Below are 12,577 nucleotides of genomic sequence, written 5' to 3' on the forward strand. Positions count from 1 at the left end.
GGCCAGGAACTTCTTGAGTTTTCTCTATCTCGTCAGTGCTCTCTTTTGGCTCAAATGAAAGATCAACACAACCTAGATCTGATCTGGCACTTTTGGCAGGGGTAGTTGAAACGGATGATGGTCGAAGCGAATACGCTGTACTCGGTAATTTCCTGTTAATGGAACCGATCCTGAGCCGCAAGCAACTTCCACGCCACCCGGATCAACCGTTGTTCCGAATGCGATACCTTATTTTATGTAGGTTTGCGTAGCAAAAACCCTATACCTGATAAGTCACTTCCCTTTGGGGAAGCGGGATTCATGGAAACACTCAAAGCAGACGGCCCAAGCGTTGCCGCAATTCGGTGGCAGCCAGCTCTAGGTGCTCGGGGGTGTAGCCGGTGGTTTCTACTCTGACAGCGAGGTGGGTGTCCTGGCTCTCGTGGAGGTGGATCCACAGAATGTGGCGGCCATCTTCGGTTTTGCGGTTTGAGGCTTTGACGCTGTTTTTGGGGGCAGCGTAGGCGTGTGGATCGTATCGAACCAGATCCACCCAGGGAATGTCTCGCAGGAGTCTTTCCACTTTGGCCCAACTGCGGGGTCGGTGATGGCTGGCATCGCTTCGGATTTGGATGATCTGGGAGCGATCTCGGCCTGAATCGGGGAGATCTGCCCGTGGGATCCGGGGCTGAACTTGCGGCTGTAGGTAGGGCAAGTAGACCAGGGATTTGTATTGCTCATGGATGTAGCAAACCGGGACCCCCAATTGGCTGCCCACCACGGCCATGATCATGGCTTGGGCTTTAAACCCGCCGGTAGCGGCAAAGGTGACGATCCCCCTGGCGCTCTCTGCCAACTGTTTCAACAGCTCGGCCATCCGCTCCAGTGAGGATCCCTCTAGCTCGTAGTTGATGCCGGGAAGGGGAACCAAAGAGACCTGCTGCTGACCCAGCTCTTGCTCAAAAAAGAGCTTCAAAATCTGGGCACACTCCAATCCGTCGGGGGTTTCTGAGTGCAGCAAAATCAAGGCATCATTCGAGGTGGGATCCAGCCGCAAGTAGGTGTTGGTTTCGGCGCTGATCAGCTCCAGATCGGTTCTTTTCATCCAGGCCAGCGCTTGCTCCGGATCCCCGATGTTTTTTTGTCCCACCCAGGGGCGCTGCGGCTGCAGGTCTTTGTCAAGGTTGGTGAGCAAGGAGGTGCCCACAGTCATGATGATGGTCTGCATGATAGGCGGTTAACTCAAATTTTTCGAGGGCTCTGTTCCGCTTTGCGCCCAGAGCAGCTTGGCCTTGCGGATTCTGCCATCTTCCTTTAGATCCAGAACTTCCACCTGCACCTCTTGCCCCACCGAGAGGGATCCCGCCCGTTTGGGCTCCTTCTGGGTGAGCTTGGTGTCTGTGTCCAGAATCTGGAAGGTGACTTCGTTGCCCTTGATGTTGGTGATGGTGGCCTTCAGCTTTTGCCCGGTCTGGAAGCGGGCTTTGCGGGCCTGATGCTGGGCCTGGTCTTGTTGGTGTTGATGGTTTTGTTGTTGTCTGTCGTCCTGGGATTTGTTTCCCGCCCCTTGGGGAACGGAGTCCTTGCGACCGGAGTTGTCGTTGGGTCGGGATCCCTGAGGTGGTGGAATCTCGCCAATGGGGATCCCTCCATCCTTGTAGTAGCAAGCCAGCCGGGCTGCCCAGCCCAGGATCTGCAGCATCTCCGCCGGCCTGTCTTGCAGAGGTTGCAAGTACCTTTTGCAGGTTTCGTCAATGAGCTGATGGTACCTTCTGGTTTGTTGGGTACGGCATAGGCCATTTTCCCGCACCAGCTCGCCGGTGAATCGGAAAAAGCGGGATCCCGCGTCAGGGTGATGGGCAACCGAGCGCAGATAGGCGACGCATTTGCTCAACTCGCTGACATCCACCCTTTCCTTGGCCAAGGTCAGGGCGATGCCGTGGGCGAGATCCCAAGATTGGGGGCTGAGATCGACAGTGTCTGACAGCATGGGGGAACCCTCAGTACACTCCGGTGGGCGGCTCGCGCAGAGCAGTGGGACTCAGGATGGCGGCCAATCGCTTGAGTTGTTCGGGCAAGATGTAGCCCTGGGCAGCTCGAATTTGCTCTTGCACAAAGGCTTGGAGGCGTCCTCCTTCCAGGGTATCGGCTTCTGGGGGATCGTAGCGGCTGTAGCGATCTTTTAGGTTGCCGGGCCGCTCGATCTTGTCGAGGGTGACCTGCAGGGATCCCAGGCCCACGGGCTTGCCGCCCCCCACCTTCAGCAGCATGGAATGCTTGGGATCCTGCCCCAAGACCGTGAGCAAGGTGCCCAGCTCAGCAGGGGTGAGGTTTTTGAAATGGATTTGGGTTTTGAAAACCGTGTTTCGCATCGCTTGCTGGGTGGGTGTTCCCCTTGAACTGCCCTGCAAAGCTTTTTTGTGGGTGTAGTAGAACTTGCGTCCAATGACTTTGCCGTTTTCCTTTTTAAAGTAAGCTTTGCACTGATCCGGGCGAGGACAGTACAGCGGGGGCAGGGATCCGCCACCCGATCCGGTGCCGGTGGCAATGGCATCCCTGAACTCCACCAATCCCTGCCAGTTCAGGGCACCGAAAACGCGGCTGGCCGGACAAAGCTGCTCTTTGTTGCGGCAGGGGTGCCGCTCTGGGGGGATCCGATTTCGGTACTCGCTCATCATCACCGCCAGGGTGCTGTTGGTGATCGCCTCATACATGGCCCGGATGGCCCCCTTGAGGGAGCTGCCCTGGATTTTAAGCCTTCCGTTGGGAGTGGTGGTCATGGTTTTGAGCACCGGGATCCCTTTCACCCCGACATCGCTGCCCAAGGCCAAGTGGCCGGTGGAGATGTGGACGGCAGTCTGCACCGTTAGGGTGAGGAAGAGGGTGCCGTGCAACCTATCGGGATGGAACTGGGCGTGGCCAGCGGGCCGCTCCAGCGTGGGGCGCTGGGTGGGAAACGGGATCAGCTCGTAGGGTTTGGGAAACACGGTTGGTTTGCCTCCACCTTGACTGCTGTTGCCGGCAGACGATCTTGCAGATGCGGCCTGGTTGGGCAATGGGCGAGGGCCTTGGGGGGTCATGGTCACCTCGGAATCAGGGCAATAAAGTGAACGCGGGCAGTTCGCTCATCTCGGAAGTAGCGCTGGCCCACCTTGAGATCTTGGGGATGGCTGAGGGGCTTGGGAAAGCGGGTTTCTCGATTTTGGGATCCGTACAGGTCGGCTGCGTGATCCTCCCACCGCCACTCTCCCGGCAGAGGGATAAAGGAGTCCGGGGGAGCTTGGATCCCCAGATACAGCAGATCCCAGCCGTGGGGGGTGCTTTTCCAGCGCAGTTCCCCTTGTTGGGAGAAAACTTGCCCCTCTGGACAGACGGGATCCGCCGGGATCCCCACCTGAATGCCGCTGACTCGATGGGGCCAGCGCAGAAAGGAGTAGGTTTTTTCAGAAGTGGAAAAACAAGCCGAGAGCACTTGGGAAAGCGAGGACTCTGCCCCATCTTGAATCTTGAGGGAGGCGACGTAGGCTGGTTTCATACGGCTTTGGCCTCCGCTTGCAGGAGTTTGGCCCAACTGTTTACGGCGGTGGCGAGCAGATGTTCCACCTTGGCCTCAGACGTCTGATCCCAGGTCAGCCGCGCCCCAAATCCCAAAGGCATTGGCTCCGCTCCCACCGGCACCGCTTGGCAATCGGGTTTGGGGAAGCCGTATTTGCCTGCCTCTTCGGGGGTTAAAAATTCGCCCGCCCCCAACAGGGATCCCTGTGGCCAGGTCAGGGGGGATCCCAGCAGTCGAATCTGCCTGTTTGCCTCATCCACCAGGCAGCCCGGATAGTCCACCACCGCCCACTCGTACTCAACTCGAACGGTGCCCATGCCGCGGGACTTGGCAAAGCCGATGCCAAACCAGCCTTCATCCAGATCCCGCAACGCCAGTCCCAGCAGACCCAGTTGGGCCAGGGTAAAGTTTTTCAGGTGGATCTTGGTTTGAAAGGATCCCTCTACGCACACTTGATAGATGAACGGCCCCACCGCCACTGAGCCGAAGACGCGGTCGATGGCCACCCCATTACGTTCCTCCAGGCGCAGAGGGGTTCCCGGCTTGGGATAGGCATCTTCGATGCGGACCCGGCTGGCGATGGCTGTGTTGCCGAACATCTGATCCGTAAAGGAAGAAAGGGCGTAAACCTGGTGGGGCTCTTCAATTTTTTCCAGCCATTGATTGGCCTTTTGGTCGAGGGGATCGCTGGCCCAGAGTTTGCAGCCTTCCTTCTCAGGACGTCTGTCGCTGCCCACCGTTCGGACGATGCGCTCCGCATGGGCGCGAATTGCCCCTTTGAGGGAGCTGCCGGGAAAATAGACCGTTCGCCCGTCGCCGTGATAGGTTTCGACGAACTCCATATCCGGCTTCGTCGGGTCAGCCCCTTCTTTGCCCGCCTTGATGAGAACAGGGCCATCGGGCTTGAGGGTGAGGCAGAGGGTGCAATGGTTAACGTAGCGTTTGTGCATAGCCTGGGATCCTTCACACCAGAACAGGAGCTTTTGGTTGAGGGGCTTGGGGCGGCAAGCAGTCTGTCCAGTTTGTCAACCGATAGGGGTGGAAAACGCTGACCGTATCGCCAACCGTTGTAGAGTCCATGAAGACCATCGGGATCCCTCCTGACATGAAATAGGGCTAGCGGCGGGGGCCGACCGATTGCCGTTGAGAGGCCGTTGTTAATTTGGCAACCAGGGCTTCCACCCAGTCTTGGCGCAAAGCAGCAGCCTGCTCCGGGCTGAGCGGCTGTCGGGATCCGGCCACCAGCTCTTGAAGGTAGGCCAGCAGCCGTCTTGGATCCCCTTCCGAGTCGAACCAATAGATTGCCGAGATCTGCAGGCGGACAACCCCCAAGCCACGGGAGCGCCCCCCTCCCAGGGGGATCTGTTCCGTTTCCAATTGGTGCAAGCCAATGGCCAAGAGGCCCAGTTCCCATTCCTCGGCATTTTCGACGACGGCATGAAACCGGAAGGGGGTGCTGGCAGGCACCACTTGCAAGTCGTACAGCTTGCCATCTGCCGCCGTTTCCGTATCCCGATCGATGGCCACGCCATCCCGCTCTTGGTACTGCCCAAACCAGGCTTCCGGCACCACGGGCAAATCTCGGATCTGCACCTTGCCGGCCAACCAAGGGGATCCAAACACCTGCGAGACCCAGTCGGTGGCCTCAATGAGCTTTTGAGTCAGAGCCGCATCGTCCCCTTTGTAGTCATTTTTAATTTGGTTGATGATCTGAAATTGCTCGCTGCTGGTCAATTCGCCGGGATCCCTGGCCAGCTCTGGGTTGATGCCCCGCAAGAAACTTTCCAGGCGAGAGCGCATCGCCCCCTTCAAACTGGAGCCGGGAATGAGCGGACGGCCCAGCGCATCCTTGAGAACCGGCAAATCCGAGCCGATGGGTTCGGTGGAGCGGCCCACCCCGATGTGCAGAGCGGTCACGGTGGTGAGGGTGCCGGTGATTTCCAAGCGGTTTTTGAAAACGTCGAACATTGTTCCCTCAAATGGCTGCTCAAGTTAAGGCTTGTACTGCAGAGGTTTGCCATTCCCGAAGCGAGACGGAGCCCTTAATAAAACTCAAGAGGATCCCTAGGATCTGAGCAATTTCCGAGATAAAGTACTCCCTGTCATCGATAAAGAGTTGGTCACCCTCGAGTTTTGCAAATCGCCAGTTGGTTCCTGAGGTTACTGCTCCATAGACACTGTCTACTTGAGAATTGGAGTTCTTGTTAAAGACCTGTGCCCCCACCATACCGGCAACGCACTGGCCCAGACCCCCGATCAAGTCTTCTTTTTTGGCCTCAACGATAATCACCACCGGATCTTGAATGTAGAGTTGGAGAGGGGATAGGCAAATGATGTAGTCGCATAGGCCCACCAGCCCCCTCTCGGGATCCACGTTGAATTCCTTGCCGGAAAACAGCGAGATTTGATCCCGACATAGGTACTTCACCTCTCCCAGCACAGGGGCGATGATAAACTCGGAGCGGGCTTTTTCGCTGTTGACCGAGGTGGCCAAGCCGAGATAGCGATCTAGGGTTATTTTCAAGTAATCGGAGCACTCAGTCGGTGGAACCTCTGCAAACAGGCCATGGATGATTCTTGACCTGAGCTGAAAGGTCGAAATGGCTCTCTCAAGGGTAAAACTGCTGTAGGTCACGGTCTAGGATCCTCCTCCCTCTCGCTTGTACTTGAGGTAGCGGGCCCCATAGCCCAGGTAGCGCCGAATCAAGTCAATTTTGATCTCGTTGACTTTGGGGGATGCTCTTTCAATTCCGGCTTCCCTGGCGATGGCTATAGCCCTTTGATGAATCCAGTTGTCGATGTCTTTGATGATGGCTTCTGCCAAAGAGTCTTTGCCCCGCCCCCATTTGTCATCGCGCCCCACCTGGTAGCGCAAAAAGTTCTTGATCACCTCTGAGCTTTCGGTGGAAGCTGCCACGTGCAATAGGTTGCGATATTGGGCCTCTTCCAATCTGTTGAGACCTCTGAAGTTATCCAAGGCGGCTTGAATTCTGGCGACCAGATCATCTTCGGCCAGCCGGATTTGCCGTTGGATCTTGAGCTCTTGTTCCGATGTGATCTCGCTGGTGGCGAAGGTCATAGCGGGTTCTCCCAGAAATGATGATGGAACGGACTGCAAACTTCGATTTGGCCGAATCCTTCAGCAGTGCGTTCGCCAATCCCCCAGTATTCCATCTCCGCCAAAATCGGGATCCAACGCTCCAGTTGCGTGGTGCTCAGCAGAAAGACGCTGCCCTGCGTGGTTACCAATTCTACATCTTTGAACAGACCCCAGGCAGCGTTCCAGCCGGAGACATAGGCGTAGCTGCTGAAGGCCAGCTCCAAAGCCAGGGATCCATCTTCGCAGTTGGCCTCTTCCTGGAGCATCTGGGGGGTGAGCACGGTGGTGCGTTGCCAGCGCTCTTTGAGAATGGCCCCCGACTGCAGCCCAATGGAGAAATACTGCCGCTCCGGCGGAAGGGGCTGCCAGGGATCCCCGAACACCTGCCATTGTTGCCAGCGCTGCCGCAGCTTTTGGTTGAAGGCTTCCACCCGCTGGGCCAGGGAAGGCCGGGGAGCAGCCAGACGCCGAGCCGTGACGTTGACCCGGCCCAATCCCCGCGACACCCCTCCTCCCAAGCGCAGCAGGTGGGCGTGGGCGTTGAGGTAGCGGGTGAGGGTCTCGGCCAGCTCGGGATCCCGCAGGTAGATGTAGCCGCTGAAAAGGGAGCGCTCCAGATGCCCATTGGGGCGGGCTTTGCCCTCGTTCATCACCTCTAGGCTGTAGAGGATTTGGTCGGCAGCAGTGGCGCGGCGACGGTTGATCCCCACCCGCGTGAGCAGGCGTTTGGACACAGCAGCTCGTTCGTAGCGGGGCCCCAGGTCAGACTCCTGCTGGCTGTAGAACCCCCCGAAGGGCTCCACTCTTCCCCCGGAACCGTCCGGCTCTGTGGGATCGAACGGGATCCCCAGCCGCTGTGAGCAGAAGCGATCCAGGAGCGTGTCGAACACCCCCGTTTTGCCCGCCTCTGAGCGGAAGCCGGGATTGTTTTTCGAGCTGAAGGCCGTGGCCGGCAAGACCTTGCTGCCGGATCCCGGATAGGCGTGGGTAAACACAGCAGGCCGAGCTGCCGTAAACAGGGCGGCCAAATCTCCTTCCAGCGCCTCGGCAGGGCGATGTTGGGTTTGGCTGAGCATGAGGTCGGCCAGAGCACCGCGAATCACGCTGCCGGGAATGTAATCCTGGGCCTCGCTGATGGAGCCGCCCGGCTTTTGCCGACCGATGGCCAAGGGAGACTGAGCCGTTAGGGTGAGTTGAATGGCTTCCATCAGCTCCCTCCCTGGGCCAAGAAAGCCCAATCGGCTGCGGTGGGCTGGAGAGCCTGCAGGGATCCAGGATCCCAGTGCAGCCAGCCCAAACCTGCGGATTTGCTGCCCCCCAGCGCGATCAGGTGGTGCAGGGCCGCCAACAGGAGAGTTTTGCCCCAGGAAGGGCAATCGGGCAAAAGCTGCAGGGATCCGGAAAAAGTCAGCTCAGCCGCGGGAGAGGTCTCAATGAGGTAGAGCCGCTGATCCTCGGCGGTGCGGCGGCGGCGGTTGAGGGTGACCCCAGGGCGAAGGGTTGGTTCCAGAGCTGCTGGCGGCACCTCGCAGACGAGATCCTCCACCCACAGGCGGGCAGGCAGGGCCGGATTGCCGAATATCTGGCAGACCAGACAATGGGATCCGGCGTAGCCCTCCACCTGGTATTCGGGGCGGTGGAAATTTCCTGCGCTGCCCTCCCGCTGCGGACACATGCGCTCTGGGTCGGGAGAGCGGCAAATGGCCCAGCCCAGGCCACGGGCCAGTTTCTCGCACTCGTGGCGCAGCCGCCCCTTCAGTTGGGAGCCGGGAATGATCAGCCTGCCAAAGGCATCTTTGAGCAGGGGCTTATCCGCCAGGGAGCCGCTGGAGCCGCCGGCTCCCACCGCCAGGGCAGAGGCGAGGGTGGCCCTCAAAGGGATAGAGGTGATCGTTCGCCCCGCTTGGGGCAGCTCTGCCAGTCTCACCATCACTCCACCTCCGCCAGAACGGGCCGACCCTCGGCCTGGGGCTGTTTTTGCACAAAGGCGTACAAATCCACCAGATCCCGCCAGATGGTTTCATAGGTTGGCGTTGACGAGGATACCTGTGGCTCAACATACATCCAGGGGGGAAGGTGGCCGTCGTTGGTTTTGGCCTTGCACCAGGTGCGCTCAAAAGCCTCCATCAGCGGCTGCCCCTTTTTGCCCAGGCGGCTGCGGAAATAGAGATAGTTGAGGGTGGCGGTGCGTTTGCCTTTTTCCAAGAAGCTGCGAATCTGATAAAGCTGGGAGCGAGGAAAATTGGCCTCCTGCAGGGCTTGTACCGTTCTCAGCAACCCGTGGATTTCCGGGACGGTATAGGGGCCGGCGTAGAGCTTGAGGGTGTGGCTGTTCTGGCGGATCTCCAGAGCTTCCCGACGAAAATCCTGGATGCTGGAGGCAACCAGGGCGACCGACTTCAACGAGAGAAAGTCGATGGTGGCCACAGAGCAGTCCTTGTCTTTGGGCTTCAGCTTTTTCGCGTAGCTCTTGGCGGATTTCAACAGTTGTTCGGTGAGCTTTTCGGCGTAGTAAATGGGGGTGTCTTCCGAGGCGATCAGCACCCCCACCGAGGCGGAGAGCCGACAGAGCTTCCGATCTGCCGCCGGGTAGCGGTGAGGCACCTTGCCGGAAGATTGAGCTGCATAGGTTGCCGAGGTGTCCAGCAGGAGCTGCTCAAACTGCTCACAGAAGGTGGCGGCAATTTCCAGGGCTTTGTGGGCAGGCACCACCACCAACACATCGTCTCCGCCGATGGTCAGGATCTCGAAGGGGTGGATCCACTCGCCGTTGCGGTCTCTGCCGGTTTCCGGATCTGGGGATAGGCCGTGCAGCCGATGGGCCTGCAGGTGCTGGGCGAGGGCGTGGTAAACGGCTTTTTCCGTTGCCTCGGAAACATCCCGGCTAAATTGTCGGTAGGCTTCTGGGGTTTGGATCTGCTGCACATAGCCCCCCATGTCGTTGCCATCGGCGTAAAGGTAAGCCACAAAGCCCTGGCTGCCCAGGCTGGCGTTGGCCACTTCCCGTAGAGATTGGGCCTCGCCGATCCCCTGGACAGATCCCTGATGGGGCTGCAAATAGCGCTCCCGGTAGGGCTCGCCGGCGGGAGAGTTGAGAAAGCGGGCAAATCGCGTTACCCAGCTTTCCACAAAGCCGGGATCCCAGGTGGGGAACTTGCGGAACCACCCTTGCTTGCCTGTTTCAATGCGCTTGGCCTGGCGACCCACCAGGGCTTTGCGAGCGGTGGCTTCCGAGAGCCAGGGCTGATCGACCAGGTCGGCTTTGGCGATGGCAGGGCGACGGTCGGTGCTGTCGCGGCGCAGGTAGGGATGGGTTTCAAAAAAGGCGGGATGGGCGCGGCTGGGGCGACCGGGATCCGGATTGCCGTTGCGGCGGTGGTTGAAGCGGGCGGCCAGGTAACCCACCAACTCGTTGAAACTTTTGCGGTCTTGAAATCTGGCTTCGCTGCCATCCCCAAAATAGGCTCTCACCAGGGGATGGGTTTTGTGTTGCGCCAGCCAATCCAGCCAGGGGGTGCGTTCGATGGGATCCCGCAACAGGCCGTAGCGCAGTTCCAGCAGCCGAAAGGCGGATCCCACGGCGCAGGCGTTAGCGGTGAGGGTTTCTTCGGTGTAGCGCCGCTCGATGGCCTCACAGAGATCGTCCACATGGGCCGCCGGGCAAAAGGCCAGGAGATTGCCCCCGGTGGAGTAGATGATGAGCTCCGGGATCAGGGCTTGCGCCAAAGCCGGGTAGTGCTGCTGCAGCCAAGGCCGGATCTGCTCGGCCACATAGGCCCTCAGCTCTGCTTGAGACTCTTTCCCCAAACCTTCCCATCCCAGGTAGGTTTGCTCGGGATCCCCGAAAAAGGCGGGCAGATCCACCAGGTTAATGCGATCCAACAAAGCGGAGGCCCCGCGGATTTCCGACAGCTTGGCCGACTCGAAGACATAGCTCTTGATCTTGGTGGCCCCCCCGTAAACCAAGCCGATGCGGGTTGTCTGCTGCCACAGCTCCGGGTAGCGGGATTGCAGCTCCGCCGGGGTTCTGGGAAAGGTCTTCGCCGCCATGCTCTCCTGAAATTGGCGCACCTGAGCCAAAATGGGCCGTAGCTCTTCTGGGATCCCGGCCTCGTTGTCGGCGCGAACGGCGGCCCGCATCTGCTGCAAGGTCTCCAGGGCAAACTGGGGATCCCGCTGTTCTCCCCACGCCAGGCACCAGGCCAAGGCAACAGGAACGGGAGAGGGAGCAGAAGTAGGGGTCATGAGCAGCACCTGCGAAATGCGAAAAAGGAAGACAAGTCTTGGACAGGGCTTCCATCGGCTGCGACGGACAGATCCCTAAAGGCTGGGGGCAATTGGCCTCGATTTTTAATCCTTCGCGGAAGACCAAAGCCCTTCAAAAAAGGGTTTGCCGGTTGGGTGGGTAACCAATCGAATCAAGCCGAGAGATGCCATTGAGGTTACCGATTGTTTCAGCCATATCCGATAAACGCTCTCGCCTCATGGTTTTCAGTCCTCTAGCTTGCTAGCAGTATAGATCGAGTGCGATGGGTTGCAGACGATTTCAAGGCTTTCTTCAGATTGTGAGATTTTTTCTGCCTGTACAACGGGCAATTCGAGAGTAAACCCAATAAGAAGGGATCCCTTCTAAAATTTTCTCAATGGAAAGTTGGGTTTTGTGTTGATTGTTGCTGTGGACTGGGAATGGGCTGTGCCTATGCTGAGTTTCTCAGAGCCATCTGCTGATAGAGAAGCGAACGGCAAGTGGCCGACGGGATCCGAGTTGGTGGGGATCACCTTGGAAGTTCAGGCTCCTCGGTCTTACCTGCTGGATCCCCACTATGCCAAAGGGCTGCACGCCTGGTTCTTGAGCCAGGTGCAAGAGACAGACCCGCAGCTATCGGCCTATTTGCACGATGGAGAATCGGAGAAACCTTTTACCCTCTCCCGGCTGATGGGGCCGTTCCGCGAGCAGGGGGGGCGACCGCTGATCCCGCCTCATCTCCCCTTCCGCTGGTGGATCACCGGCCTCAACCCGCCGGTGGTGGAGTGGCTGCGAGGGTGGTGCCAACGGCTGCCCACCTGGCTGGAATTGCGGGGATCCCCGCTGCAGATCCTGGGATGGCAGATCTCGATCCCCCCGCGCACCTATCGTCAACTGTTGGAGCAGCCTCTTTCCCCCCGCTCCTGGAGCCTTTCCTTCGTCTCGCCCACCAGCTTTCGCCACCGGGGCCACCATCTGCCGCTGCCGATCCCTCGCAACCTGTTCCACAGCTATCTGCGCCGTTGGAACGATTTTTCCGGTCTGCCCATCGAGGCGGAGCCTTTTCTGGATTGGGTGGATGGGGAAGTGATCATCCAGCGGCACCGTCTGGAATCGGTGAAAACCACCGCAGGTCGCCAGGGATCCGTGACGGGATTCATCGGCTGTGTGCAGTTGGCTGTCTCCTCCCGTGCGCCTGAGCTGTTGCAGCAGCAGCTCCAAGCCCTGATCCACCTTGCCCCCTACTGCGGCACCGGCCACAAAACCCCCTTTGGGCTGGGGCAAACCCGCCTGGGTTGGTTGGCCGAAGAGCTACCCGCCTCCCCTGTCCCTTCCCGGGAAGAGCAGGTGGCCCAGCGGATCGAGGAGCTGAGCGCCCTCTTTCTCAGCCAGCGGCAACGACAAGGGGGATCCCGCGCCGAAAAAACTGCCCAACTGTGGGCGACGATCCTGGCCCGCCGCGAAGGTGGAGAGAGCTTACAACAGATCGCCGCTGATTTGGAGATGCCCTACGAGACGGTGAAGACCTATGCCAAGCTGGCCCGCCGCTCTCTCCAGTCTGGATCCCAGGACTACTCGTCGAGCAGTCTTCCCTAGATGACTTGAGGTACTTTGTTGAGCCTGATACATTCACGCTGAACTCTCCTGAACATGGTTCAGGAAAGAAGCGATCGCATCCTGCCTATCTCTGAGCAGG

Annotated in this window: 12 protein-coding genes; 1 reads left to right on the forward strand and 11 read right to left on the reverse strand. The window is 59.0% G+C overall.

The window, feature by feature from the left end; genetic code table 11:
- Positions 1-310: 310 nt before the first annotated feature.
- The 11 genes from NW842_RS13380 to cas10 all read right to left on the reverse strand — a co-directional run bounded on the left by NW842_RS13380 (position 311) and on the right by cas10 (position 10,880).
- A complete protein-coding gene (locus NW842_RS13380) occupies positions 311-1,207 on the reverse strand; it encodes a putative CRISPR-associated protein (RefSeq protein ID WP_414418231.1) in 897 nt (298 codons plus the stop codon).
- Between the two features lie 9 nt (positions 1,208-1,216).
- On the reverse strand, positions 1,217-1,969 hold the full coding sequence (locus NW842_RS13385; RefSeq protein ID WP_414418232.1) for a hypothetical protein: 753 nt from the start codon (positions 1,967-1,969) through the stop codon (positions 1,217-1,219).
- A 10-nt stretch (positions 1,970-1,979) separates the two neighbouring features.
- Complete coding sequence (locus tag NW842_RS13390) at positions 1,980-2,966, reverse strand: RAMP superfamily CRISPR-associated protein (RefSeq protein ID WP_414418233.1); 987 nt, start codon at positions 2,964-2,966, stop codon at positions 1,980-1,982.
- A gap of 95 nt (positions 2,967-3,061) precedes the next feature.
- A complete protein-coding gene (locus NW842_RS13395) occupies positions 3,062-3,514 on the reverse strand; it encodes a hypothetical protein (protein WP_011432237.1) in 453 nt (150 codons plus the stop codon).
- On the reverse strand, positions 3,511-4,485 hold the full coding sequence (locus tag NW842_RS13400; protein WP_414418234.1) for an RAMP superfamily CRISPR-associated protein: 975 nt from the start codon (positions 4,483-4,485) through the stop codon (positions 3,511-3,513). Before NW842_RS13400 ends, NW842_RS13395 begins: the two co-directional genes overlap by 4 nt.
- Before the next feature lie 166 nt (positions 4,486-4,651).
- Positions 4,652-5,503 (reverse strand): CRISPR-associated RAMP protein Csx7, encoded by an 852-nt coding sequence (gene csx7, locus NW842_RS13405; protein ID WP_011432239.1) that lies wholly within the window; start codon positions 5,501-5,503, stop codon positions 4,652-4,654.
- A 19-nt stretch (positions 5,504-5,522) separates the two neighbouring features.
- Positions 5,523-6,170 (reverse strand): hypothetical protein, encoded by a 648-nt coding sequence (locus NW842_RS13410; RefSeq protein WP_414329367.1) that lies wholly within the window; start codon positions 6,168-6,170, stop codon positions 5,523-5,525.
- A 3-nt stretch (positions 6,171-6,173) separates the two neighbouring features.
- Positions 6,174-6,614, reverse strand: coding sequence for a hypothetical protein (locus NW842_RS13415; RefSeq protein ID WP_414344023.1), 441 nt, complete (start codon positions 6,612-6,614; stop codon positions 6,174-6,176).
- Complete coding sequence (gene csx10 / locus NW842_RS13420; protein ID WP_414344022.1) at positions 6,611-7,843, reverse strand: CRISPR-associated RAMP protein Csx10; 1,233 nt, start codon at positions 7,841-7,843, stop codon at positions 6,611-6,613. The genes NW842_RS13415 and csx10 overlap by 4 nt, the downstream gene beginning before the upstream one ends.
- Positions 7,843-8,565 carry an RAMP superfamily CRISPR-associated protein gene (locus NW842_RS13425; RefSeq protein ID WP_011432243.1) on the reverse strand — a complete coding sequence of 241 codons (723 nt, stop codon included), beginning with the start codon at positions 8,563-8,565 and terminating at the stop codon, positions 7,843-7,845. The genes csx10 and NW842_RS13425 overlap by 1 nt, the downstream gene beginning before the upstream one ends.
- On the reverse strand, positions 8,565-10,880 hold the full coding sequence (cas10, locus tag NW842_RS13430; protein ID WP_414356030.1) for a type III-B CRISPR-associated protein Cas10/Cmr2: 2,316 nt from the start codon (positions 10,878-10,880) through the stop codon (positions 8,565-8,567). Before cas10 ends, NW842_RS13425 begins: the two co-directional genes overlap by 1 nt.
- 415 nt (positions 10,881-11,295) lie before the next feature.
- Between cas10 and cas6 the strand changes: the two genes are divergently transcribed.
- Positions 11,296-12,477 (forward strand): CRISPR-associated endoribonuclease Cas6, encoded by a 1,182-nt coding sequence (gene cas6, locus NW842_RS13435; protein WP_011432245.1) that lies wholly within the window; start codon positions 11,296-11,298, stop codon positions 12,475-12,477.
- The last annotated feature ends 100 nt before the right edge of the window (positions 12,478-12,577 follow it).

The sequence above is a fragment of the Synechococcus sp. R55.4 genome, from assembly GCF_047461935.1.
In the GTDB taxonomy this organism is placed as follows: domain Bacteria; phylum Cyanobacteriota; class Cyanobacteriia; order Thermostichales; family Thermostichaceae; genus Thermostichus.